At 62.2% G+C, this 22,905-nt stretch carries 24 protein-coding genes; 16 read left to right on the top strand and 8 right to left on the bottom strand.

Annotated features, from left to right (window positions below; all coding sequences use genetic code 11):
- The 4 genes from ACFTR6_RS19320 to ACFTR6_RS19305 are packed head-to-tail and all read right to left on the bottom strand — an operon-like array spanning nucleotide 1 to nucleotide 3,001.
- Complete coding sequence (locus ACFTR6_RS19320; protein WP_377959101.1) at nucleotides 1–1,347, bottom strand: hypothetical protein; 1,347 nt, start codon at nucleotides 1,345–1,347, stop codon at nucleotides 1–3.
- Nucleotides 1,347–2,072, bottom strand: coding sequence for a hypothetical protein (locus ACFTR6_RS19315; protein ID WP_377959100.1), 726 nt, complete (start codon nucleotides 2,070–2,072; stop codon nucleotides 1,347–1,349). The genes ACFTR6_RS19320 and ACFTR6_RS19315 overlap by 1 nt, the downstream gene beginning before the upstream one ends.
- Nucleotides 2,073–2,084: 12 nt before the next feature.
- A complete protein-coding gene (locus tag ACFTR6_RS19310; RefSeq protein WP_377959099.1) occupies nucleotides 2,085–2,372 on the bottom strand; it encodes a hypothetical protein in 288 nt (95 codons plus the stop codon).
- 14 nt (nucleotides 2,373–2,386) lie between these two features.
- Entirely contained in the window at nucleotides 2,387–3,001 is a 615-nt protein-coding gene (locus tag ACFTR6_RS19305; RefSeq protein ID WP_377959098.1) for a DUF6668 family protein, read from the bottom strand.
- A 143-nt stretch (nucleotides 3,002–3,144) separates the two neighbouring features.
- On the opposite strand from ACFTR6_RS19305, the gene ACFTR6_RS19300 reads away from it, so the two are divergent.
- From ACFTR6_RS19300 to ACFTR6_RS19275, 6 genes are all read left to right on the top strand, one after another.
- Nucleotides 3,145–3,420 carry a helix-turn-helix domain-containing protein gene (locus ACFTR6_RS19300; RefSeq protein WP_377959097.1) on the top strand — a complete coding sequence of 92 codons (276 nt, stop codon included), beginning with the start codon at nucleotides 3,145–3,147 and terminating at the stop codon, nucleotides 3,418–3,420.
- A 22-nt stretch (nucleotides 3,421–3,442) separates the two neighbouring features.
- On the top strand, nucleotides 3,443–4,528 hold the full coding sequence (locus tag ACFTR6_RS19295) for a CHAP domain-containing protein (protein ID WP_377959096.1): 1,086 nt from the start codon (nucleotides 3,443–3,445) through the stop codon (nucleotides 4,526–4,528).
- On the top strand, nucleotides 4,525–5,058 hold the full coding sequence (locus ACFTR6_RS19290) for a hypothetical protein (protein ID WP_377959095.1): 534 nt from the start codon (nucleotides 4,525–4,527) through the stop codon (nucleotides 5,056–5,058). Before ACFTR6_RS19295 ends, ACFTR6_RS19290 begins: the two co-directional genes overlap by 4 nt.
- 6 nt (nucleotides 5,059–5,064) lie before the next feature.
- Nucleotides 5,065–6,507, top strand: a complete 1,443-nt coding sequence (locus tag ACFTR6_RS19285) for a chromosome partitioning protein ParA (RefSeq protein WP_377959094.1) — start codon at nucleotides 5,065–5,067, stop codon at nucleotides 6,505–6,507.
- A gap of 194 nt (nucleotides 6,508–6,701) precedes the next feature.
- On the top strand, nucleotides 6,702–6,938 hold the full coding sequence (locus ACFTR6_RS19280; RefSeq protein WP_087874225.1) for a hypothetical protein: 237 nt from the start codon (nucleotides 6,702–6,704) through the stop codon (nucleotides 6,936–6,938).
- A gap of 202 nt (nucleotides 6,939–7,140) precedes the next feature.
- Entirely contained in the window at nucleotides 7,141–8,982 is a 1,842-nt protein-coding gene (locus tag ACFTR6_RS19275) for a MarR family transcriptional regulator (RefSeq protein WP_377959138.1), read from the top strand.
- Between the two features lie 187 nt (nucleotides 8,983–9,169).
- Here ACFTR6_RS19275 and ACFTR6_RS19270 read toward each other — a convergent pair whose 3' ends face one another.
- Together ACFTR6_RS19270 and ACFTR6_RS19265 are read right to left on the bottom strand one after the other, a co-directional pair.
- Complete coding sequence (locus tag ACFTR6_RS19270) at nucleotides 9,170–9,916, bottom strand: hypothetical protein (protein ID WP_377959093.1); 747 nt, start codon at nucleotides 9,914–9,916, stop codon at nucleotides 9,170–9,172.
- Nucleotides 9,913–10,812: a ParA family protein gene (locus ACFTR6_RS19265; RefSeq protein ID WP_377959092.1), complete on the bottom strand. Its 900-nt coding sequence runs from the start codon at nucleotides 10,810–10,812 to the stop codon at nucleotides 9,913–9,915. Before ACFTR6_RS19265 ends, ACFTR6_RS19270 begins: the two co-directional genes overlap by 4 nt.
- A 693-nt stretch (nucleotides 10,813–11,505) precedes the next feature.
- Here ACFTR6_RS19265 and ACFTR6_RS19260 point away from each other — a divergent pair.
- The 6 genes from ACFTR6_RS19260 to ACFTR6_RS19235 all read left to right on the top strand — a co-directional run bounded on the left by ACFTR6_RS19260 (nucleotide 11,506) and on the right by ACFTR6_RS19235 (nucleotide 14,936).
- Nucleotides 11,506–12,522: a hypothetical protein gene (locus tag ACFTR6_RS19260; protein WP_377959091.1), complete on the top strand. Its 1,017-nt coding sequence runs from the start codon at nucleotides 11,506–11,508 to the stop codon at nucleotides 12,520–12,522.
- Nucleotides 12,523–12,526: 4 nt separating this feature from the next.
- Complete coding sequence (locus tag ACFTR6_RS19255) at nucleotides 12,527–12,787, top strand: hypothetical protein (protein ID WP_377959090.1); 261 nt, start codon at nucleotides 12,527–12,529, stop codon at nucleotides 12,785–12,787.
- 47 nt (nucleotides 12,788–12,834) lie between these two features.
- Nucleotides 12,835–13,005: a hypothetical protein gene (locus ACFTR6_RS19250; protein ID WP_377959089.1), complete on the top strand. Its 171-nt coding sequence runs from the start codon at nucleotides 12,835–12,837 to the stop codon at nucleotides 13,003–13,005.
- A gap of 5 nt (nucleotides 13,006–13,010) precedes the next feature.
- Nucleotides 13,011–13,766, top strand: a complete 756-nt coding sequence (locus ACFTR6_RS19245) for a TIR domain-containing protein (protein WP_377959088.1) — start codon at nucleotides 13,011–13,013, stop codon at nucleotides 13,764–13,766.
- Between the two features lie 297 nt (nucleotides 13,767–14,063).
- Entirely contained in the window at nucleotides 14,064–14,780 is a 717-nt protein-coding gene (locus tag ACFTR6_RS19240) for an SOS response-associated peptidase (protein ID WP_377959087.1), read from the top strand.
- A 9-nt stretch (nucleotides 14,781–14,789) separates the two neighbouring features.
- Nucleotides 14,790–14,936 (top strand): hypothetical protein, encoded by a 147-nt coding sequence (locus ACFTR6_RS19235; RefSeq protein WP_172411828.1) that lies wholly within the window; start codon nucleotides 14,790–14,792, stop codon nucleotides 14,934–14,936.
- Here ACFTR6_RS19235 and ACFTR6_RS19230 read toward each other — a convergent pair.
- Nucleotides 14,933–15,835 (bottom strand): ATP-dependent DNA ligase, encoded by a 903-nt coding sequence (locus tag ACFTR6_RS19230; RefSeq protein ID WP_377959086.1) that lies wholly within the window; start codon nucleotides 15,833–15,835, stop codon nucleotides 14,933–14,935. The genes ACFTR6_RS19235 and ACFTR6_RS19230 overlap by 4 nt on opposite strands.
- 40 nt (nucleotides 15,836–15,875) lie before the next feature.
- Between ACFTR6_RS19230 and ACFTR6_RS19225 the strand changes: the two genes are divergently transcribed.
- Nucleotides 15,876–17,027 (top strand): tyrosine-type recombinase/integrase, encoded by a 1,152-nt coding sequence (locus ACFTR6_RS19225; RefSeq protein ID WP_377959085.1) that lies wholly within the window; start codon nucleotides 15,876–15,878, stop codon nucleotides 17,025–17,027.
- A 203-nt stretch (nucleotides 17,028–17,230) separates the two neighbouring features.
- Nucleotides 17,231–19,504, top strand: a complete 2,274-nt coding sequence (locus ACFTR6_RS19220) for a tyrosine-type recombinase/integrase (protein WP_377959084.1) — start codon at nucleotides 17,231–17,233, stop codon at nucleotides 19,502–19,504.
- A 21-nt stretch (nucleotides 19,505–19,525) separates the two neighbouring features.
- On the opposite strand, the gene ACFTR6_RS19215 is transcribed toward ACFTR6_RS19220, so the two are convergent.
- Nucleotides 19,526–20,191, bottom strand: a complete 666-nt coding sequence (locus tag ACFTR6_RS19215) for a hypothetical protein (protein WP_377959083.1) — start codon at nucleotides 20,189–20,191, stop codon at nucleotides 19,526–19,528.
- A gap of 75 nt (nucleotides 20,192–20,266) precedes the next feature.
- Between ACFTR6_RS19215 and istA the strand changes: the two genes are divergently transcribed.
- Nucleotides 20,267–21,943 (top strand): IS21 family transposase, encoded by a 1,677-nt coding sequence (gene istA / locus ACFTR6_RS19210; protein ID WP_377959137.1) that lies wholly within the window; start codon nucleotides 20,267–20,269, stop codon nucleotides 21,941–21,943.
- Complete coding sequence (istB, locus tag ACFTR6_RS19205) at nucleotides 21,940–22,758, top strand: IS21-like element helper ATPase IstB (RefSeq protein WP_377959082.1); 819 nt, start codon at nucleotides 21,940–21,942, stop codon at nucleotides 22,756–22,758. Before istA ends, istB begins: the two co-directional genes overlap by 4 nt.
- Nucleotides 22,759–22,905 lie beyond the last annotated feature (147 nt).

Here is a 22,905-nt window from a genome sequence, read left to right as displayed (position 1 = left end):
TCAGGCACCCCCCGTTGAATCATCAGTCATAGTCTTCGCAGCACCGGCGGCAGCCTGGCCGGCCTCAACGCCCTTCTGCGCCGCGATCACGCCGAGTGCAGCAGGTCCCGCCGCGGCTGCCCCGCCGGCCGCCGCGCCGGAGGCTGCACCGCTGCCCCCAGTAGCCGTGGCACCGCCGCCGGCGGTTTCTGTTGCGGCAGCCTCAGTACCGGCTCCAGACGGGCCGGCCGCGGATGTGCCCTCTCCCCCGGTCTCGCCCGGTGTCCCCGACGAACCGGCCGTTCCGGTATCACCGGCCCCTGATGGTCCCTCGGGTCCCCCTGATCCGCTGGAGCTGCCCGCCGGTGCGGAATTAACCGAACCGCCGCTGCCACCGCCACGGCCGGCGCTGCCCATGCTGACAGCGCCGGAAGCCAGTGCGCCGACCGTTCCCGCAGCCAAAGCTCCACCCCCGCCGGCAACGGCACCTACCATCGGTGTCACGAAGCGCATCAGCGCGGGCATGGCAAACAAAGCAATGACCATCAAGGCCAAACCGGTGATTGTCGTCATCAGTGCTGAGCCGAAGTCCTTGCCGTCACCAGCGTTCCCGAAGATCTTGCTGCCGCTCAGTTGGAAGGCCGTGGCGTAGACGATGGCGGCCGCGGGCTTGTAGAGAATGAAGGCGAACAGCCAGGCGGTGCACTTCTGGAACCAGCCCTTGCCAGCTTCCGTGTTCGTAAAGGCTGCAGCCGTGGGAAAGATCCCTGTCAGGATGACGAGCAGGCCACCGCGGACGATCATGAGGACGATCTGCATTACGGAGGCCAGAATCGCGATCAGCCCCAGGAGGATGATCATGATCGACCCGATCGGGCTGGTGGCCGAAAGTTGCAACAGGGACGTGATGTTCTCGTTGAACGACGTCCCATCCGTGGAGCTCTCGATGATCCAGGCGGAGAATTTGTCGGCCGCGACCGTCAGAAGGCCCACTGCCGCTACGCCTGCGCCAGAGACGACGACCAGGGTCGCCAGCGAACGCCCCAGATCACGCAAGGGTGCGCCCCTGCGTTCGATCACCATCTTTGCCGCGCCCACAAGGACAGACAGCACAGCCAGTGACGCAGTCCAAAAATAGAGACTGTTCTGCAGGAACAAGACCGGATCACTCGCGGTAGAACCTCCCGGTGCGGAGGTAAGGTCGGGAGTTCCCACATTGACCCAGAACGTCCCGAGCGTCTTCACAGTCTGTCCTACGGCATCAGCAATCGCTTTTGCCATGTTCTTGATCGCATCATTGGCGGCGTCCTCGATTGCCGCACCTGCGTGGCAGCCGATGCTAAAGGCGTCCCATCCTTCGCAGGCCATCAGACACCAGACCAGGGAATGAACCCGGACAAGTCACTTATCTGTCCCCCGCCCGTGCTGCCGGTTGCCGGAACAACAACCTTCCAGTCTCCGCCATGCCACTGAAGCGGAACAGGCACCGAAACCAGCGCACCGTTGCTGCCCTTTGCTGCAATCACGATCACCGCGCGATCGGCGACATATGAGCGGATCTGGAACCCTGCGATCTGCGCCGTGACAGCTGATGTCTCTTGCGGCTCAGGCTGATTCAGCAGTGCATCTCGTTCGGGACTAGGAACTGCTAACTGCTCGTAGACGAGTCGAGCCTTCCCTGTAGCGGACAGCACGGCGACGTTCGACGCCGCATATAGCGCCCCTGTGGGTGAGTGTGCGAAGCAGGAGCGGAGGCCGTTGGCTTCGGTCTTGCCGGGGCCGAACTGGGTAGGCGATGTCGGTGCGGCGACTTTTCCCACCAGTTCCCATTTGGTGTCAGCCGGAGCGGTGGCTGGTTTGGCCTGATCGCCCGAAGGCAAGCCGCAGACACTGTCGGCGGCTGCCTCGCTGGGCTGCGTGCTGGCGGTGGCAGATCCGGCGTTGCTTGGCTCGGCTGTCGGGGTTTCTCCCCCTTTGGGGAGCAGGGCCAGGATGATCCCAAGTGCGACTATGATCGCCACGACAACGGCCGAGATGATGAACTTAGGTTTGGTCAGCGGGTTCTGGTCTTCGTTCACTGTCGGTTCAGTCATGGCTTTCGCTCCTTAGACCAGGGCGCCTACGACACCGCCTGCGGAGGCGGCCAGGATGCAACCGCCCAGGACCCATGCGAGGCGGCCGGCGTGCTCGCCGCCTTCGCCGCGTCGGTTGTTGATCATCATCGTTCCGGCGGTGATCAGGATGCCGGCCACTGCCAGGCCGAAGACGATCCAGGCGATCCATTTGAGGATTGTGATCAATCCTTCGGAGCCGGGAGGTGCTTCACCGGTGCCCGGGTTCGGAATCTCGGTGATGGCAAAGCTTGACCATTCCATGGCCTTGGAAAACAGCATGGGGTTTCTTCTTTCTACTTGGCCGTGAGTGCGGCGGCGGCAGTTACTGCGAGGTGTACCTGCTCGAGGACGGTGCGGGCTTCTTTGGGAAGTTCTTCGGGGGCGACGTCGTGGCCGTAGCGCCATCCGTCCACCCAGGGAAAGTGCCACGCGTGGGGCACTCCCCCACCGACGATGCGGGAGAAGTCGCGGATTTCTTTGGGGAGCCGTCCGGGAGCGTCGGCCATGACCACCAGGCCAGCAACCTCGATCTCGGGAAGCGACCGTGAAGCCCATTCACGTGCCGCCAACCGTGCCGCGGCCAGGCCGGGGATGTTGGAACGGGCAACCAGGACGACGACGGACCCGGTCGCCATCAAAGGCCAGTGATGATCGGCTGCCCTGGTGTTCTTGTCCAAACGTGCCAGCGAGGTTTCGCCGGCACCGCCGTGGACGCCAAGCCACCAAAAATCCGGTTCCCTTCCCGAAACATTTCTGCGCGGCAGCCGGTCCGCTTGGTCTGGCTGCGGAACACTGAGCTGCGGCCTTGTGGCCCCTGTAGGGATGAGAGGCGCCTGTTCCGGGATGATTGAGGGTTCGTCGATAGTGGCTGCGCCGAGCGTCACCCATCGGTTTTTTGAGACCGACATTTCCCATCTCCCTGTTTCGTCCGCAAAGATCGTATACATACCAGCAGACCCGAAAGGCCCCCCATGACGCGCAGCGGCACTTTAAATACCAAATGGTCACGTCTAGTACCTGATGGTACCAATTCGTACTGTATTGTGTCAGTGTGCTGTGGGACGGATTGCTAGTCGTGGACCGGAAGTACGTTGATGCGCTGTTCGCAAAGTACCCGGAGCGACTGACACCGCAGGATCTCGAAGAGATCTTCGGGATGTCCCGCAACACGATTTACAAGTGGTTGCAGACGGGGCTTATCCCCGCCTACCGAGTCGAGAAAACATGGTTGATTTCCCGAGAGCAAGTCAAGGACTGGGTGTGGGAGAACCGGAACTCCTTGAAGGAAGGCCGAACGCCTCCTTCGACCGGGGAACCGGAAGCCTGATTAGGGGATGTGAAGGGGGAGCATGCAGAGCCGCAAAAGCGGGCCGGTGCTGGTTGCTGGGGCCATTGCCGCGCCGGTCGCCCTGGTGCTCTCCATCGTCCTTTTGGGCGGCGGATCGGAGGCCGACGCCGCCAGTGTGTGTTCACCGGGGTCGGAGAGCGTCATTGCTGATACCGGCGAGCTGCCCAAAGTGCCCGTGGCTGGTTACCAGGGCGATCAGCTGAAGAACGCCGCCATGATTATCAACGCCGGTAAAGCCCTGCACCTTTCCGCCAGGGGGCAGACCATCGGGGTCATGACAGCCATGGGCGAATCCGGACTGAAGGTCCTTGACCACGGGGACGGCCCGGGGCCGGACTCCCGGGGGCTTTTCCAGCAGCGCGACAACGGCGCTTGGGGTACCTATGGCGACCGGATGAATCCCTCAATCTCCGCCACTCACTTTTTCAAGTCCCTGCAGAAGGTCGACGGCTGGGAACAGCTCGAGCCGACTATGGCCGCGCACCGGGTCCAGCGCAACGCCGACCCCTACCACTACGAGCGGTACTGGCCGGTCGCCGTGGAGGTCGTCGCCGCCCTGGGCGACGTGAAAACGGCCGAGGCTAACGGCGACAGCTCCTGCGGGATCCCGGGCGAATCCGGTAAGGGCGACGACCTGCCCTGGCGCACCGCCACAATCGGCCTGGCCTCACCGCTGGGCATGTTCAACCGTGAATGCGTCGACTTCGCCCTCTGGCGCGTCAACCAGCAACTCGGCAGCAGCATCGCCCCCTTCAAGGTGCATAACAGCACCTTCCGGCCTGACGGCGAACGGCTCGGCTCAGCGCTGACGTGGGAGGACGGCTGGGACGCCAAAGGCTGGCCCACCGGCAAAACCCCATATGTTGGAGCTGTCGTCTGGTACGCCCCCGGCGCCGGAGGCGCAGACAGCACCTACGGCCACGTCGCCATCGTCAAAGCCGTCAACGCTGACGGCAGCTTCCTCGAAGAGGGCTACAACGGCAACCCCGCCCCCAACGACCACACCTACTACACCCGCACCGTACAGAACGGCACACCCAGCGCCTTTCTCTACCTGCCCGGCAGTGACTCACCGGAGGAACGATGAAACGCACCCTGACAGCCCTCGCGGCCGCTGTGATGATGTGCACAGCCTGCGCGCCGGTATCCAGCACAACGCCCAAGGAACCAACACCCGGCACTCCCACCACCACGGCGTCTACTACAGCGCCGGCCACTCTCAGTGCAGGCGGCAAGCCCCAGGCACCCGGCGGCACAGCACCGGCTACCCTGGGCATTGCCTGGGACGAGGCAAGCAAAAAGGCAGCCTTGGTAACCGCGACCGAGGCCATGACGCTCTACGCCCGCCCCACGGTCGGGGACAAGGAATGGATCCAGGACCTCGGCCAACTCCTGACCGCCCAGGCCACCGCCGACTACCAATACGTTGACCCGGCCAACATCCCGGTCACCAAGGTCACCGGACCAGGCCAGCTCAAGGTCGATGAGAAGAACGGCTTCGGCTGCCATGTTCTCTTCCCGACGGACGCCGGGGTGTATGACGTGCAACTGCTCCGCACAGCGGCCGATAAGCCTTGGCTGGCCAACCGTTTCACGCCCCCGAACGGCACGAAGTAAGGACAGATGATGGAAACCCAGGCACTCGACTTCCCCAAAATCAACGCCGTTCTCCGCACCAACGGAACCGGCGAAGTCACCATCAACGGGACCTCCCACGCGATCGAAGCCGCCGACGAAGCCGCCGTCCTCACCGACGCCCTGCGCCTCATCACCGAAACCGCCGTTCAACTCGGCAGGCCCGTCCGCGTCAGCACCACCGATCCGGACGGGCAGGGCCTCATCATCGTCTCCCCCGACGGTGTCGTCAGCGAAGCCACTCCCATCAAGCCTGCCTCCCGACGGGAGGACACTTCGTCCGTTAGGGGCGCCCCCGCACCGGAATCGGCCAAAGCCATAGCCGGGACTGCTCCGTCGCCCGTCGCCCCTCCGACCGAGGAAACGCCAGCGCAACCTGCCGGCGCTGGGCCGGTGACCTTCGGTGCAGCTGTCACGGACGCAACCGCCCAGGAGGCCGTACCGGCCGCCACACCAGCCGCTGAGGAGCCTGGCACTCGGCGCAGCCTCAAAGACACCTCATTCCTGATCAGCGCTCCCGTGCTCCAGCCGGCCACGCGTGGCTGGCGCGGCGCTCTCAGCCGCCTGGGCTTCCGGATGGACCCCTCGTCTGAAGAGCTGGCGGAACGTGATGACATCCGCACCGTCAGCCAACACTGGCCCGGGCCCCGCACCGTCGCGGTCGTCAACCGCAAGGGCGGCGCTAACAAGACACCCACCGTCGTCATGCTCAGCGCCATCCTGGCCCGCTACAGCGGCGCAGCGACCGTCGCCTGGGACAACAACGAATCACAGGGAACCCTCGGCTGGCGCACCGAAAAGGGCGGCCACAACAACAGCGTCCTGGATCTCATCGACTCATCCCAGGCACTGCTCTCCCCCAGCGCCCAGGCAGCCGAGATCGCCCGGTTCGTCCACCACCAAACCGCCGACAAGTTCGACGTCCTGCGCTCCGACGAGAACGACGAAGGCGACCACGAAGTCACCGCCGAAGAAGTGGACATCGCCCACCAGGTACTCACCCGCTACTACCGGCTCATCGTCATGGACTCCGGCAACACAGCCCGCGCCGCCAACTGGCGCCGGATGATCCACCACACCAACCAGCTCGTCGTCCCCGTGACAGCCATCGAAGACCGCGCCGAAGCCGCCCGCCTGACCCTCCAAACCCTCGAATCCCGCGGCGGCCACGACGAAGCACTGGCCCGCAACGCCGTCGTCATCGTCTCCGAGTCCACTGACGCCAAGCGCAGCATGAGCGGCGACGCGCTCAAACGCGCCAAGGACGAGGCCCAAAGGATCGCCGAGGGCTTCGCCCCCCATGCACGGGCCGTGGTGCGGATCCCCTACGACCCCTCCCTCGTCAACGGCCCCATCCGCTACGACGCCCTCCAGCCCGCCACCCAACGCGCCTGGCTCGCCGCAGCCGCCGCCGTAGCTCGGGGCTTCTGACCATGACCAACCTGCGAGCTCTCCGTCACAAATCCGACACGCGGCCGTTTTCTGAAAACAAATCCCCCAGAGGGCAATTACACGGTGGTAGTTTCGGAGCAGTCGCAACGGCATCGAAGTCAGTGCTAGCGGCTGGGCATACAACGATGAAGCTGTGTTCGCTGCGGCGGATACAAAATTCAAAGGACAAGCACATGACGGCAGTAGCAGTAAATCGAGGCGGCGGGCGTCCCAGCAAAGGCCTGCGTAAGTTCATTGGTTTCCGCACACCGGAACACACTGCTGACGGTATCGCCAAAGTGGCAGCCCACAGGGGCCTGACCGTCACTGAATACGTTCTGTCCGTTGTAGAGCCAAAGCTTAAAGAGGACCTGGCTGCGCTCGACCAGGATGACTACCAGCAGGAGCTGCCGATCCGCATCGCCTCATAACAAAAAGAAGGCCCGCACGAGGCGGGCCTTCGAAGCTTGAGACTTACCCTCTGGATTGCTTGCCGGCGGATCAGATTGTAAGTCGTGGAGAGCCTGAAAAGGCCATCCTTTGTGTTGCTATAAAACCGATCTGGCAGGATCGGCCCTTTTTCGTACCTCAATCCCCGAAAGGATTACCCACATCGTACATCAGCACGTCTCCGTGCTTCCAGCGCGCCCAAAATTGGGCGTGTCATGGCAGCCAGACGACCCAGCAACCGTTTGGGCTGCGCTAGCTCCGCTGCTCGCTGGGCAGCCTCGTGTCCGATTGTCTCGCGACGCAGGGAAGACCTACCCGCAGAAACACGAACGGAACCTCACCGAATCCCTTCCATCATTGCCTGCTGCAGTACGAATTTTCGGTAAGGACGGCACTTGTGCGGCGATCTTCCTCGACTTCGACTCCTCGGTAGCCGGCACCGACCGGGTCCATGCCGACGTCCGCGCCGTTCATGCATGGTTGCATTCCGTTGGGGCCCGGTGGATTGAGGACTTCTCACCGAACGGTGGCCGCCACGTTTACGTCCCGCTGGCGCAGCGGGTCACCTTTTCCGAGGCGCGTGATCTTGTCGAGGCGTTGGGCACCCGGTATCGGTCCCTGGATAAAACCCCGCACCAGAACCTGCTTCACGGCTGCATGCGAACGCCCGGGTCACCCCACAAGCGTGGCGGCCACCAGGAACTCGCAATGAGTCTGTCTATGGCCTACGACATTGCCCGACGTCCTAACAACAACTCGGTATGGGCCGCCATGACCAAGGATCTGGCCTTCGAGATAAAGGCTGTCCGTGCCCTCCGGCAGGAAGAGTCCTTTAGCCTGGCCACCGCGGAAGCGCCCGTCGTCGACGAGCCCAGGGGACGGATGTCCCGCCCCATGCAGGTCCTCGCCCAAACCGGCCTGTACGACACGAACCGGTACACCTCAGACTCGGAGGCACGCCAAGCCGTCGTCCTAGCGGCCGCGGCCGCAGGCTTGCAGCTGGTTGATGTTGAACGCCGCATGCTGCAGGGAACCTGGCCGGGCCTGGCCTCCTTCTACGCGCGCTACTCCGCAAAAAACCGGCTACCTTCCCTGCGGCGTGACTGGCAGAACGCCCTCAAATACCTCAGCAAAAACAAGGCCGCCAGCAACGGAAAGAACAATGTCCGCAGATCCCCCACAAGCAAGCCAAATACACACCCCCCTGCAGTGCAGGGCATAAATCCAATTTCGAATCCCGATGCAGAGCATCGGTTCATTCGTACCTGGCGCAACGCTCTACGGATCAGGGAGGTGAATTACCAGGAATCCAGGACAGGTATGGCGAGGAGGATGGTGCTGCGGTCATTGGGGGAGGCAGCACACATGACGGCGTCCAGGTTCGTGGAGTTCGGTGTTCGTTCTATCGCTGTCGCGACCGGCTTGGACCACACCACGGTAGCGATGCATCTCCGGGAGTTGAGGGCCGAGGAAAATCCGCTGGTCACTCTGGTTGAGGAAGGCCGTGGAACCAAGGGAGACCTCTATATGCTCACCATCCCGGAAGAGCTGAAGACAGCGGCCGAGGATGCGAGCTGGCACAAAGGGAGAATCCACGCCCTTCGCCCGGTCTTCCGTGAACTGGGACTGCCGGCAGCGTTCGTCTATGAGGCTCTGGAGCACTCCCCCGCCATGCTGACATCAGAAATCGTACGCGTAACTAGGCTCTCCCGGTCCGCCGTGAACGAAGCCCTGGAAGTCCTGGCAGCTTGGAATCTCATCACCCGCAGTGCCGACCGCTCTTGGTCCACCGTCGCGGCCACCTCACTGAAGCAGCTTGCAGAGCAGTTGGGGGTCCTGGAAGCTGTCGCTGCACAGATACAGCGCTACCGCAATGATCGGATCATCTGGCGGGAATGGCTCGCCAAGAACGTCAATACCGTCGTCGAGCTGCTCTCCCCCGACGACGACTATCCGTGGGAGATGTTCGAAGGGCCACCCGACGAATGGTCACTTTCCGACATAGCTTTCAATAGAACGGGATGAGGTTCAGCGCCAAGGTTCGGTAGTTGTGAGTCTGGCTCTCCGCCGGCCCGTATACCTCGACGGGGGATCGCTGTACTCAGTCCCTAGTCAGCCTTGACACTCTGAGTTTGGTGCCATAACTCATGCCATAGTTCAAGCCATAAGTACTACGGGTGCCCGAGCGGTACTTTGCGCTAGAGCCTTAACGTCACTCTGCGTAAGTTTGTCTCTCCTGGATATAAAGCTTGAACACGGCCGAGACCAGGGCGCTACGTGACGGCGCATCGAATTCGGTGACCTTCTCATCCAGCCAAGAAACCTGTAGCCCGTCGAGACGGAGCTGGATCTGAATGCCAGCCTCTCCTCGCTTGCGCGGTGCACGACGGGGCATGCCGGATCTGGTCATTTTGGTCTCGGCGGTGAATTCCCCCGCGATCTGCTTATCGTCGACTGCTTCGAAAGCGTCAATTAGCAGGTCGGCATATGTCGTCCGTTCTTGGTAGACGGAATCTTTCACCTGCGCCAGGAGCGCCGGTGGCAAGTACACGCCGACGTTGCGCAGCGCCCCGGGGACCAGTTCCGAGGCTTTGGTCGCGCTAGCAACTTTCTTGGAACCAGGCTGCTGCCGCGTGCTGGCTTTGGGGGACTTGATGGATGTAGGCGCCTGCTGCCCTATCGCCTCAAGGGCTGTCTCCTCAACAAGCGGCTGCTCAATGGTGGGCCGCTTATCCGCCTGTGGCTGCTCAGTAGGTACCTGCGCGTGAGCGGGCTCGGGTGCTGCTGTTGGCGGCACTTCAACAAGTTCCTTGGCTGGTGCCGCCAGAGACTCTTCGGGTTTGAGTTCCGTTGCAGGCGCGCCTCTCCCCCGCTTCGGAGCCAGCAACCCTTGGAGTGCTGCACCGCGGGTGGGCGCTACAGGTGCGAATGCCCCGGCAAGGCTCTGTCGACCGCTCATGCTTCGTTTCCGCTTTCGATTTCGTTCAGTCGTGCAAGGATCTCGCCGGTCAGCTGCTCGTACTCTTCAGCGAGTCCCCCGGCGTTGCGCGAGAAGAAGCCGTCTGCAGGCTTCTCCCCCGCCCGGAGCGCCTTTAGTCGGTTCTTCTGAGCGTCGGTTACGGCACCTTCAAGCTCGTGGAAGAGCAGGCCCTTGCGGCGGGCGTCCGCGCTTGCGCTCTCCAAGTTCCTGATGCGGGTGGCGAAGACAGGGGCGACGGTACCGAGCATTTCTTCCAAAGTGTCTCGGACACTGCGTTCGAGTCGCATGGAGCGCGGACCGACACCGAACAGGACGATGCCCGCCAACTGCAGGGAGGGGTTCCGGTCACGTACAGCCATGAAGCGGCGTGCGATGCGTTCGACACCGTCGATGCTCGCATCATCGGAACGGGTAGGAATGACGACTGCACTGGAGATCGCGAAGGCGCCTTCTACGAGGATTCGCTCCCCCGGAGGGGTGTCGATCAGGATCAAATCGTAGTCGTCTGCCAGCGGTGCCAGGACGGCATAGAGCATGTCGCCAAAGTCGCCGGCGTCGGAGCGGCTGGAGCGGGACACCATCAGTCCTTGAATGTCTTCGAGGTCCTGGCCGCCCGGGATGACGTCGAGGTTTTCTCGCACGTCGCGCAGGATCAGCGGGGCCGTGCCGGCGATCAGGGCTTGGAAGAATTCCCTCCCTGTCTGCCGCTCGTATCCTAGGTCGCGGGCCAGGTCGCCCTGAGGGTCGAGGTCGATCAGCAGCACACGGGAGCCAGCCAGCGCGACGTACCCGCCAACGTTGGCTGCGGTGGTCGTCTTGCCGACTCCGCCTTTGCCGTTCGCCAGGGAGATGACACGGTCAATGGCTCTTGTCATCTGGGGTTTTGGGGGTGCAGGGGTTTGCAGTGATCGTGCCATCGGCCGGCGACTCTCCTACTTGGTGTGGTTGCATGCTGTCCTACTGTTAAGGCTATGTGCGGGTCTCTTGAAACGCTTGCATTGACACGCATATGACTCAAGACAGGATCTCGAATTGTTTCTGTCATGAGGCCGCATGTTGAAAGGAAGGCTTGGACTCGTATTCGGGTCCTTATGAGTGTTCTTACAACTCACCACATGAAGCCGTCCAGTTAGGCGGAACATGGGGATAGATGCATTTGTTTGGGTTTGATTTCCAGTGTCGTCCACCGCCTGACCACAAGTAGCACATCCAATGAGAGTTCCTGCCAGCGAGCCCATCGTCCTTCTTGTTGCTTTATTCATTCGATATCTGGTGTGTATTTGAATGGAACTTCATGCAGTGTACGCGGTGTGGACTAAGGCAAGTTCGATAATTTGCTCGACCATTGGGGTTCCTATAGTGCTTATGGTGCGCATTATGGCATGAACCACTTTTGGTCTAGCCGGTCGACCACGTTCGAGAATGTCCGCCAGCCTCGTAGTGCCTCGTCACCGGACAAGCCGGGGGACAGCAAAGGATTTTCTTGCAGGCACCACGCGCCAATAGCGCCGTGAAAAACCGCTGTCTTCGAAAGTCATACTGTCAGCCCCTCGTGTGAAACTGTGACCGTGATTGAGCGAGCAGTGGATTTTGAACGCCTACGTTGGATGCGTTGCGGGACTTGTAGCAATGAGTGGCGGGCACACGCTGAGTGGTTAAGTCGCTTTCACCAAGGACATGAACGCTGTCCGAAATGCGGCACCAATTGCGAGGCCGAGAGGCGGCCTGACTTTTGGGCTGCACAAGACGACCCTTCCCATGATGATTCGACGGTGCTGGATACGTTTTGGTATCACACGACAACGCACGCGAACTGGCCCGATCGAGCCTTCAACCCAACCGCTAACCTCACGGACGTCACCAAACGAAGATTGCAAGCAATCGGGGCCGACGGGAGAGGGCTGGAGCGCTGGGCCGCTCGCCAGAAGGCTAAAGCCCTTCATCTGGGCACCTACGAGGCGGCGATCGAGAACATGTTGAGGCGGATGACTGACCAGGACGGTGTCGACGAGAGGTTCTATTTGTATCGGGTCCGCCTACGCCGCGACGCGTCCCTCGAACCAGGTGTGCATCCGGAGCGCGCCGACATGATGGGCGATGTGCAGCTGGCTGAGCTCGGCGAAGCTGGCATTGACATACTTCGCTATGTAAACACTCATGAAGACCCATCAAGTGTTTCGCTTGCCGTCAGGTTTGAAGCGATCCTGGCCGTGCAGGTGATCCCTATTCCATTGCCGGTCACGCGGGCAGATGCTTGGGTGAGTACCGCGGCGGCGCGACTGCTAGACGCGGCAGCCCGGCCCGCACCAGAGCCAAAAACCAGGCTCGAACGCATGCAGAGGCACAGGCCCTCGGCGCTTTCCATCGAAGCGTCCAAACTCGAAGAGGAAGTCGCTGACACGTTGCCGTTCGGTATCCGCGACAGGTTTCATCGGCTCTATAACGAAAAGAACCTGACGGCGGAGCCGGCTGCATTCCCTTCGAAGTTGGTTGGTTTGGCTGCGCTCGTCAACGATCCACGCGCGGTTTTTGAATTCCTCGAAACCGTTCCCTGGAGAGGAGTGGCGCCCCTCAGGGCAGGATAGTCGTATGAGCAAGTTGAACTATGAGGTCCCCCAGCCCACGACTGAAGATTTGGAAAGAATAGGCAAACTATTGCGCCACATTGGTGGTGAACACGTCGTTTGGGGTGCAAAGGAATCCCTCGACGTCTGGGTCATCGAGCAGCGGGCCAAACTCGATCAGCAGATGTCCGAGCGTATTTACAGAGCCTCGTGGGCGCTGGTTTTAGCGACAGTCGGCCTGGTTGTTTGCACTGCTGCTCTCATCTGGGCGACGTTGGTTGATTGAAATGGCGCCTCGGACGAATCCGGAAAAGGTTCGCGTAATCTGCCTATATGGCCCACAGCATGGAAACAGCAAAAGAAGACTACGAGGATCTACATGCCACGGTGGTTGACGCACTTCGTTACCAGCTGGAAGGCGAGGCTTTAGACCACGCTGCCCACGAGGTACTTGCCCGCCTCCGCCAGCACGGCCTGGATATTCCATCCAATCCGGCACCATAGAGCCAATGAACGGGTTGTCGAATGTATTCATTGGGTCGTCAAGTGAAGGACAGGACGTAGCCCACCGATTAGCGGCAGGTCTTGATCACTCCGGTTTAACCGAATCCACAGTGTGGACTCACGGCGTATTCCGTCAAGGCCAACACCCGCTTGCCGCCCTCGTAGACCGGGCCAAAGCAGCAGACTTCGCAGTAATGGTCTTAAGCCCGGACGATGATGTGGAAAGCCGGTCCTCCAAAGCACGGGCACCAAGGGACAATGTCGTCTTCGAACTGGGCCTGTTCATGGGGTCGCTGGGCCCGGAGCGGACCTATATGGTCCTGCCCGCCGGAGTGAACCTAAAGCTCCCGACGGATCTTTCAGGTATCACTTACCTGCCCTATCCACGCAGAAACGATAGAAATATGGCGGCGGCTTTGAATAGTGTCGTGATCGCTATCATTGACGAAGTAAGGAGCCTAGGACCGCGTCGTGAACCCACGGCACCTCATCGGCAGCCTCCTTCAACCCTTGCCCCAGTCCGCGACGTGGACGGGGACCTTCGGCTTCTGAGAAGTAACCTCACGCCTCAAGGGTGGACTTTCAAATGGAATGAGGCGCGAACCACGCTGAGGGTAAAAAGTCCTCGTGGGACTCAATACACCTTAAAGATGGGGCAGCCCCAAAAAATGCAGGCAGACTTTGAACGGTTTATCCGCGAACTCCGCAGCGGCGGCGCCCGGTTTGATGCCAACATACGGCGGCCACATAACGCTGGTTGACCTCCTGCAACTTGGCCATGACGGTTTCCGTTGCAGGAGGCCGACGTTCCAACTTGGCATCCACCAAGGGCTCCCTATGGGCTTGCCACGTCTGGTCGGCCGCCGGGCGTCCATCAAGATTTCAGTTCGCTCGTTACGGGATCGCCCCGTCCCGAAGCCGGTTCGGACTCCATCCGCCCCGGGGCGCCGCCTGGACGCCTTCCCTGTCCCCAAAAGGGCACGCCTTTAGACCAACAAGCACACTCTACCCAAGTTTCCGGCGAGCGATTTACAACGCCGCTGAGGCAGAATTGGCGCATGTGCGGCAGATATGTGATGTCCAAAGCAACGGGGGACCTTCTGAGCCACTTTGAGGCCAAAGAGGTGGAAGGAAGCCCGCCACCACCGAGCTGGAACGTGGCGCCAACCCAGAGCGTGCCGATCGTTGCCGAACGCCTGGATGAGGGCACGATTGACCGGCATCTGCTCATTGCCCGTTGGGGACTGGTCCCGTCCTGGGCGAAGGACATCAAGATCGGCTCCAAGCTGATCAACGCCCGCAGTGAGTCCATCCTGGAGAAGCCGTCCTTCCGGAAAGCTGCAATAAAGCGGCGTGCGATCGTGCCGGCAGAGGGCTATTACGAGTGGCAGAAGACCGAGGACGGGAAGAAGATCCCGAACTACCTGTACTCCGAGAAGGAGCCCTTGCTGGGCTTCGCCGGCCTGTACGAGTGGTGGGCTGATCCGTCCCTGCCCGAGGACGACCCGGGCCGGTGGCTGCTCAGCTGCACGGTGCTCACCACGACGACGCAGGACGCCCTGGGGCACGTCCACGACAGGTCCCCGGTGATCATCCCGCGGGACCGCTTCGCGGAGTGGCTGGACCCGGACCTGACCGACAAGGACGGTATTCTGCACCTGCTGGACTCCTTGCCGGAACCGACCCTGACGCCCCGGATCGTCAGCCCCCGCGTGAACAGTGTGCGGAACAACGGGCCCGAACTCATTGAGCCCGCCGAACCTGCGGCCTCATAGACTCATGCCGTGAAACTCACCGGGACCATCACTAACTCCGACGGCAGCTACGGATACATCGACGTCGAAGCTGACACCTACGAGGAAGCGCGGGGCAACCTCTACGCGCGGCTGGAAGATGGACAAAAGCTGATCACCATCCGCACTGACCGCTAACCCGTGTGGAGCCTGTCCGGGAGGGTGACATCGGCAGGGGGCAGTTCCGGTCTGGCCCGGAGCAGGCGGAGGGGATGCCGGAAGGACCGGCCTGACCAGGCGGTGTCGGCGGAGACCTCCACGACCAGGGGCTCCACGAGTGTCAGGGTGACGGGTTCCCTGTCGCGGTTGAATCTGTCCAGGGCCGTGCCCTTAACGGTGGCCGGCCAGGGGTGTTGGCCCTTGGGCGGTTGCAGCCATCGGGCCAGGTCCCTGGCGTCGGCGGTCTTCAGTGGGGTGGACCGGCCAACGATCCGCAGTTCACCCTCGAGAAGGAGTCCGGCCACGATCTCTGAGGGTTGGGTGATCGGTCCGATCACGGCCCCGCAGATGACGTCTACGGTTTCCCGGTGTTTCAGCTTCAGCCAGGAGCGGACGCCTGGTGTGTAGGGCTGATTCAAATTCTTGATGATGAGCCCCTCGATCCCGGTATGGGGCAGGTCTTCGAACCATTGCTCGGCAACACGACGGTCCGTGGTGGTGGGGGAGAGGGACAGTGGCGGTTCCCAACTGTTGGCCAGTTCTTCAAGGAGTGCCCGCCGCTGGCTTAAGGGCAGGTCGCGGGCGTCATGGCCGGCGACGGCCAACATATCGAAGGCGACGTAGTTCGCGGGCGTCTGCTGGACCAGTCCGGGAAGGGTTTTCGGGCCGGCACCGAGGCGCTGCTGCAGAGAGGTGAAGTCGAGCCGGCCGTTGGTCCAGATCACGGCTTCGCCGTCGATCACGCACCCGGGAGGGACAGCAGCCTCCAGGGTCTGAATGAGCTCGGGGAAATACCGGGTCAGTTCTTTGCCCTGCCGTGACCACAGAGTCGCCCGTTCATTGTCCCGGATGACCAGAGCCCGGCATGTTAACTGCACCTTGACGGGTGTGAGCGGCTCTTGATGAGAGGCTGGGGCAGTGACGGCGCAACTGGGCAGGGTCGTAAAGTCTTCGGAGGGTCTTCCTTACCGGCTACTCTTTCCGGATTCGGAGCACGAGGCGGCTTCGTCATTCTTACGGGAGCTTGCCGCTTCCGATTGTTCGCCTGCTACTTTGCGGAGCTACGCATTCGACTTGTTGCGGTGGTTCCGTTTCCTCTCCGACAGATTCACCCCGTGGGAGAAAGCAGAGCGGCTTGATGTCAGAGAGTTGGTAGAGCACATGAAGGCGGCGCCCACGGCGAATGCGCTGCGCAGGGGCTTGGAGGCTGCGGCGACCACCAACGCCGTCACCCGAAAGGCAGGGCCCGGCAAGTCTTTCTCGGCAAACTCCATCAATCACCAGCTGAGCGTGCTGTCGAGCTTCTACGACTTCGCCCTTGAGATGGATCTGGGCCCCTTGGTGAATCCTGTGCCGAGACAAACTGCAAGGCACTCGCACCACAATCCCATGGATCCGTTCCAGCGGACGCGCCGCGGTTCCTACCGCCAACGAGTTCCGCGCCCAGCCTGGCGGGGTATCCCTGAGGATGCGATAGCGGCGATCTTTAACGCGGTGCATAACCATCGCGATCGGGCCCTGCTCTCTTTCTGGCTCAGTAGCGGGGTCAGAGCCGAGGAGCTGTTGGGTATGCGCCACGGTGACTACGACTTTGGCGAGCACACGTTCTTCGTGACCAGTAAGGGAACACGTAACCGTGACATGGTGCCAGCCAGTTCCGATGCCTTCGTGTGGTTGGCGCTCTATATGAAAGAAGGTCAGCCAGCGTCGCCAGGGGACCCGGTGTGGTGGACGATACCGCCGAGAAACCGCAGGCCCCTGACCTATTCGGCGGCGCGGCGGATGTTCGCCCGGGCACAAAGCGTGTTGGGATCAAACTGGACGCTTCACGATCTGCGGCACACCGCGGCCGAGCGCATGATCGCGGACCCCGCATTCACTTTGGTCGACGTCCAGACAGTCCTGCGGCATGCCAGCATCACGACGACCACGGTCTACACGCAGCCCAGGATGGAGGACGTGCTTCAGAAGGTGCTGGAGCACTATGCGCAGCCCCGGCCCCCGGCCGCTTCCGTCGAACCTGAATACGATGAGGCAGCGGTCCGTGAGTTGCTGGGTCTGTCCTCGTGACCGGTGATGACCTCGCCGTAGCGAGCCCGTCAGCGGAGCAGGTTGCCGCGACCCGAACCTACCGCCGGGCCCGGGAGCTTCGTCTTGCCGCTGACAGTACGCGCACGACGGCAGACAAGGTATGGCCGCGGCAAGCCTTCGATGGGGGAGTGCCACCTCCGGCAATCCCGAACGAAAAGTTTGCAGCGCTTCAGGAACTGGGAGTGGATGATGCGCTGAAATGGGTCGCGGAGTGCATCGAACTGTATGGGCTGAATCCGCGCAGTGCCCGGACCCGGGTGCTGGGGAGCAGGCACGTACTGAAGTGGCTGCAGCGTTTCCCTGGGCGCTCTTGGGACGAGCGGTGGTTGAATTCAGGCATGGATCAGGCCCCGCGTGAAGGTCTGCGGGAGCTTACGGTTCGGCTGGCACAGCCCCTGAAGCTTCTGAGCATGGGCGTCACGATGCTGGTCCGATCCAGGCTGATCCGCCCTTCCTATGAGTGGATGTTTACAGCAAAGCAGTGGAGCGGCACCGCCGGGCCGGTAGGTTTCCTGGACGCCGCGGAACCGGTCGCCGCGGCACAGATGCGGGCGCTGCCGGAGTATCAGCGCGCTCCAGAGCCCAGTAGGCGCAGTGCAGAGAATGCCATCGAAAGAATCCTGGTCAGAACGGGGAAACGCCTCGGACAGCTGACTGGCGATGACGTCCTGGCCTATACACACATCGCCCGCGTGTCCCGTAGGCATGCCAAGGAATATCTGGCGTGGGAACTGCTCGTGGCCCTTGGTCCCCTTGCCGGGGAGCCACCGACATTGCGGGCTGCATGGCACGCCAGTGTCTCCTCCCGCCGCCATACCGTGACAACCCTTGTGGGGCGCTATGGAATCCCTGAATCGGGTGTCCGTGATTTGCTCATTGATTACTTGGAAGAGCTGAAGCCCTCCATGGATTACGGGTCGCTTGAAGGGCTCGCCTACCGACTAGTACGGCTGTTTTGGGCTGAGATTATCGACATCAACCCGGCCCAGAAAGACCTCCGGCTCGCCCCAGAGGTTGCCCTGCAATGGCGGGAACGCCTTCACACCACTTTGGACGGGAAACCGAGGCGGGAGTTATCCTCAACCTATTTCGCCGTCCGCGCCCTCTACCGGGACCTTGCCGAGTGGGCACACGATGAACCACACCGCTGGGCGGTCTGGGTCGCACCGACACCGGTGCCGCGAACCGAATCCCGTTCTGTCTCCAAAGAGCGCCGACAGCGCGAAGCACGGATGCAGCAACGGACACGTTCCCTGACCCCTTTGCTGCCGGATTTTATGCGGGCTGCAACTGAACTGCGTGAGCGCGGGAACCTGCTGCTCGAGCACACGCTGGCCGCCGGGCATGGCGCAACCTACTCCGTGGACGGGGTGACCTACCGGAGGCATGATCCGCCGGTAAGAAGTGTGGGGAATACGCGGGCACGGATCTGGGCGGAAGTCGTGGCCCATGATGGGGGAACCGCGTCGGCAGTGACGGTCGGGAAGCGGCTTGATGTCACGGCGGTCGAATCGGAGGGGTTTTGGGGATGGGCTGTGGCCTCCACCCTGAAAGAAACCGGCATCAGGATTGAGGAGCTGCTGGAACTCACTCAACTTTCCCTGCGACACTACGTGGCCCCCACTACCAACACCATCGTCCCCCTGTTACATGTTGTCCCGTCCAAGACTGACCGCGAACGGCTGGTTCCGATGTCCCCAGAGCTGGTCAAAGTCCTCCTGGAGGTGCAGCGGCGGGCGCGTGGGCAGGAGGCGAGTGTGCCTTTGTCGGTCCGCTATGACCCGTATGAAAAGAGTTTTAGCGATCCCCTCCCGCACTTGTTCGCCAGGCTGCTGGGCCCTACCCAGAGCGTCATTTCCCCCGGCTACGCGCGCAAGCTCCTCAATGGGATTGCGACGCATGCGGGGCTGAGCGAGGCAGGGATACCTGTCACTTTCACCCCGCACGACTTCCGCCGCCTGTTCGCCACCGAGCTGGTCGGGACGGGCCTTCCCCTGCACATCGTCTCAACACTGCTCGGCCACTTGAACCTGGAAACAACCCGCGGATACACCGCGGTCTTTCCTGAGCACGTCATTCAGGCGCACCACGCCTTCATCGAACGGCGCCGGCAGAGCCGGCCGGAGCATGAACTGCGCCCGGCTACCTCGGAAGAATGGCAGGAGTTCGAACAGCATTTCCTACTCCGCCGGGTCGCCCTGGGAACTTGTCACCGCCCGTACGCGACACCCTGCGTGCACGAGCACGCGTGTATCAAATGCCGGTTCCTGCAGGTTGATCCGGCCCAAGCCGGAAGGATCGAGGAGATGACCGAAAACGCCGAACAAAGGCTGGATGAGGCACGCACGCACCAGTGGCTCGGTGAGGTGAGCGCGCTGGAACAAAGCCTCATCCACCTGCGCCGCCGGCGAGACGAAGCGCAACGGGCCGCTGCCAACTCCGCCGTTCCTGAGTAGATGGCAGGCCGTTCCTGGGGCTCAGGTTTCCTTGTCTGCCCCGGAAAATCTGGACGGGAGGTCAACGGTGGTCGGGTCGAGGTCCGGACGAACCCTGCGGAAGCGGAGGGCATGCCGGAAGGACTGGCCTGACCATGCGGCATCGGCCATGACCTCGACCACGAGGGGATCAACGAGTGTTAGTTCGACCGGTGATGCATCCCGGTTGAACCGGTCAAGGGCGGTTCCTTTGACCGTGGACGGCCACGGGTGCGGTCCTGCAGGGGGACGGAGCCAAGGGGCGATGGCCCGGGCATCGGAGGCCTTGAGCGCCGTGCTGCGGCCCACGATGCGCAGTTCACCGCCGATGGGAAGGCCTGCCACTATTTCGGTGGGTCGATGCAAGGGGCCAATGACAGCGGCGCACACGATGTCCAGCTCCGAAACGTGCTTGGCCTTGAGCCAAATCCGTTTCCCACCCGTGTAGGTTTGGCTGCTGCTCTTGATGACCAGCCCCTCCATCCCGGCACCGGCCAAACCCTCAAACCATTCCCTGGCAAGATCTCGGTCAGTTGTTTGAGGTGAAAGCGACAGCGGAGGAGACCACTGAGTGGCAAGTTCTTCCAGTAACGCCCGCTGGCTGTGACAGGTTTGGATGGCCCCGGTAGGACGGTTATTTCTGGCCCCACTTCGTGACTCGCCGGGCACTTGTGACGGTTATTCGTGGCCCCACCTTCAACGTTGGATCCATCAGTGGATGGACGCGGCGGAGGGTGGGGCAGGGTGGAGTCGAGAGTGGATTTGTTCGCGCGGATCAGGCGGGATGCCCGGGTCGAGGGCTTGTCTGTTCGTGCGCTGGCGGCCCGGCACGGCGTCCATCGGAGGACGGTCCGGCAGGCTCTCGAATCGGCTACCCCTCCGGAACGCAAACCGAGGCAAGGGGTGTCCTGGCGGCTGGAAGCGTTCAAGGCTGCGATCGATGCCATGCTGACCGAGGACACGACGGCGCCGAGGAAACAGCGCCACACGGCCAGGAGGATACTGGCCCGGCTCATCGAGGAGCACGGCGCGCAGGAACTCTCGTACTCGACGGTGCGCGACTACGTGCGGGTCCGGCGGGCCCAAATCGACGTGGAGGCCGGGCGCCGGGTGGAGGTGTTCGTCCCGCAGGAACACGCCCCGGGCGCAGAGGCCGAGGTGGACTTCGGGGAACTCTGGGTCGTGCTGAACGGTGTGAAGACGAAGTGCCACATGTTCGTCTTCCGGTTGTCCCACTCGGGCAAGGCCATCCACAGGATTTATCCGACGCAGGCCCAGGAGGCTTTTCTGGAAGGCCACATCGAGGCGTTCAACGAGATTGGGGGCGTGCCGGTCAGGCACATCCGCTATGACAACCTCACCAGCGCTGTCACCGCCGTGGTGTTCGGCCAGGGCCGGCAGCGCCAGGAGAACGAACGGTGGGTGCTGTTCCGTTCCCACTACGGTTTTGATGCGTTCTATTGCCAGCCCGGCATCGCCGGAGCCCACGAAAAAGGCGGCGTCGAAGGAGAGGTGGGCTGGTTCCGACGCAACCGGCTCTCGCCCATGCCCGTCGTTGAGTCCCTGGATGAGCTCAACAACCGGATCCGGGCCTGGGAGGCACTGGACAATAGGCGGCGGATCAATGACCGGATCCACACCATCGGCCAAGACTTCGAGACCGAGCAGCCGTTCCTGGCACCGCTGCCGGCAGAAGAGTTTGACCCGGGCTTGGTTCTGACACCCAGGGTGGATAGGTCGTCGATGGTTACGGTGCGGATGGTGAAGTACTCCGTTCCGGCCCGGCTCATCGGAAGGAAGGTCCGAGTGTCCTTGCGGGCATCCGAGCTCGTGGTGTTCGACGGCCATGCCTTAGTGGCCAGGCATCAGCGGATCGTCGCCAAATATGGGCAGTCTGTCCAGCTGGATCACTACCTCGAGGTCCTCAAGACCAAACCCGGGGCGCTGCCCGGTTCCACTGCGCTGGCCCGGGCGCGGGAGTCCGGAGCGTTCACCAGCGCCCACGAGGCCTTCTGGGCCGCCTCCCGCCGGGTCAACGGCGACGCCGACGGAACCCGTGAGCTCATCGACGTCCTGCTCCTCCACCGATCGATGGACTCCGGCGACATCCAGGCAGGAATCACCGCCGCGCTGGACGTGGGGGCCGTCAGTGCCGACGTCGTCGCGGTCGAAGCCCGCAGACACGCAACTATGTCCTCCCCAGGTGAGGCCGGTCCGGACCGTCATCCCCGTGCTCACGCCGAATTGAAAGTGCAACGGGTTGTCAGTCTTACCCAGCGCCGGCTCATGGACCCCGCAGCGGTCATCGCCGGGCTCCCTGCCGACACCCGGCCGCGGCCATCGGTCAGAGCTTACGACGAGCTGCTGGCCAAACGCACCGAACACCCCGCAGGAACAGCGTCGAAGGAGAACATCTCATGAGCCCGACCGCAGCGGCCACCGCCATCACCCCGACCCTGCGCCGACGGCGCGGGCTGACCGAACAGGCTGCTGTCGCGGCCGTGGATCAGGCCTGTCGGCGGTTGCGTCTGCCCACAGTCCGGGCGGTCCTGGACGATGCGCTGGCGGTCGCCGGGAAGGAACAACTGAGCTATCAGGGCTTCCTGGCCGAGCTGTTGCTGGCTGAGTGTGATGATAGGGACCGGCGCTCCTCCATCCGCCGCGTCAAGGCAGCGAACTTTCCCAGGGACAAATGGCTCGGGGATTTCGATTTCGACGCGAACCCGAACATCAACCCAGCCACCATTCACACCCTCGCGACCGGGGACTGGATCCGCAAGTGTGCACCCTTGTGCCTGATCGGAGACTCCGGAACCGGCAAATCCCACCTGCTCATCGGGCTCGGCACCGCCGCGGCGGAGAAGGGCTACCGGGTCAAATACACCCTCGCCACGCGCTTGGTGAACGAACTCGTGGAGGCTGCCGACGAGAAGGTCCTGGCCAAGACCATCGCCCGCTACGGCCGGGTGGATCTGCTGTGCATTGATGAGCTGGGCTATATGGAACTGGACCGGCGCGGCGCCGAACTCCTATTCCAAGTCCTGACCGAACGGGAAGAGAAAAACTCCATCGCCATCGCCTCGAACGAGTCATTTTCAGGCTGGACCAAGACCTTCACCGACCCACGTCTTTGCGCTGCGATCGTGGATCGGCTCACCTTCAACGGTGCCATCATCGAAACCGGGACCGACTCCTACCGCCTCGCCCACACCATCGCCCAACAAGCCGCAGGCTAGCCGGGCGATCAGGCCAACCACCGCACATCCAACCCGTCACGGCACAGTTCGTTAGGTCTAATACGAAAGTAAGGTTCGTCAGGCTGCGGTGGCCGGGGTGATGGTGACGTTGAAGCCTAGGCTGTTGAGTTTTTTGATGGCGTTGTT

The sequence above is a fragment of the Arthrobacter sp. NPDC057009 genome (genome assembly GCF_042673905.1).
Classification (GTDB): Bacteria; Actinomycetota; Actinomycetes; order Actinomycetales; family Micrococcaceae; genus Arthrobacter.
This window is presented reverse-complemented; position numbering and strand designations above follow the sequence as displayed.

What these genes read in the sequence shown, in the direction of transcription:
- ACFTR6_RS19295 (WP_377959096.1), top strand. Translation starts at nt 3,443, where the DNA reads ATGCAGAGCCGCAAAAGCGGGCCGGTGCTGGTTGCTGGGGCCATTGCC.
- ACFTR6_RS19285 (WP_377959094.1), top strand. Translation starts at nt 5,065, where the DNA reads ATGATGGAAACCCAGGCACTCGACTTCCCCAAAATCAACGCCGTTCTC.
- ACFTR6_RS19290 (WP_377959095.1), top strand. Translation starts at nt 4,525, where the DNA reads ATGAAACGCACCCTGACAGCCCTCGCGGCCGCTGTGATGATGTGCACA.
- ACFTR6_RS19310 (WP_377959099.1), bottom strand. Translation starts at nt 2,372, where the DNA reads ATGCTGTTTTCCAAGGCCATGGAATGGTCAAGCTTTGCCATCACCGAG.
- ACFTR6_RS19315 (WP_377959100.1), bottom strand. Translation starts at nt 2,072, where the DNA reads ATGACTGAACCGACAGTGAACGAAGACCAGAACCCGCTGACCAAACCT.
- ACFTR6_RS19320 (WP_377959101.1), bottom strand. Translation starts at nt 1,347, where the DNA reads ATGGCCTGCGAAGGATGGGACGCCTTTAGCATCGGCTGCCACGCAGGT.
- ACFTR6_RS19250 (WP_377959089.1), top strand. Translation starts at nt 12,835, where the DNA reads ATGGCCCACAGCATGGAAACAGCAAAAGAAGACTACGAGGATCTACAT.
- ACFTR6_RS19265 (WP_377959092.1), bottom strand. Translation starts at nt 10,812, where the DNA reads ATGACAAGAGCCATTGACCGTGTCATCTCCCTGGCGAACGGCAAAGGC.
- istB (WP_377959082.1), top strand. Translation starts at nt 21,940, where the DNA reads ATGAGCCCGACCGCAGCGGCCACCGCCATCACCCCGACCCTGCGCCGA.
- ACFTR6_RS19240 (WP_377959087.1), top strand. Translation starts at nt 14,064, where the DNA reads ATGTGCGGCAGATATGTGATGTCCAAAGCAACGGGGGACCTTCTGAGC.
- ACFTR6_RS19305 (WP_377959098.1), bottom strand. Translation starts at nt 3,001, where the DNA reads ATGTCGGTCTCAAAAAACCGATGGGTGACGCTCGGCGCAGCCACTATC.
- ACFTR6_RS19245 (WP_377959088.1), top strand. Translation starts at nt 13,011, where the DNA reads ATGAACGGGTTGTCGAATGTATTCATTGGGTCGTCAAGTGAAGGACAG.
- ACFTR6_RS19270 (WP_377959093.1), bottom strand. Translation starts at nt 9,916, where the DNA reads ATGAGCGGTCGACAGAGCCTTGCCGGGGCATTCGCACCTGTAGCGCCC.
- ACFTR6_RS19255 (WP_377959090.1), top strand. Translation starts at nt 12,527, where the DNA reads ATGAGCAAGTTGAACTATGAGGTCCCCCAGCCCACGACTGAAGATTTG.
- ACFTR6_RS19280 (WP_087874225.1), top strand. Translation starts at nt 6,702, where the DNA reads ATGACGGCAGTAGCAGTAAATCGAGGCGGCGGGCGTCCCAGCAAAGGC.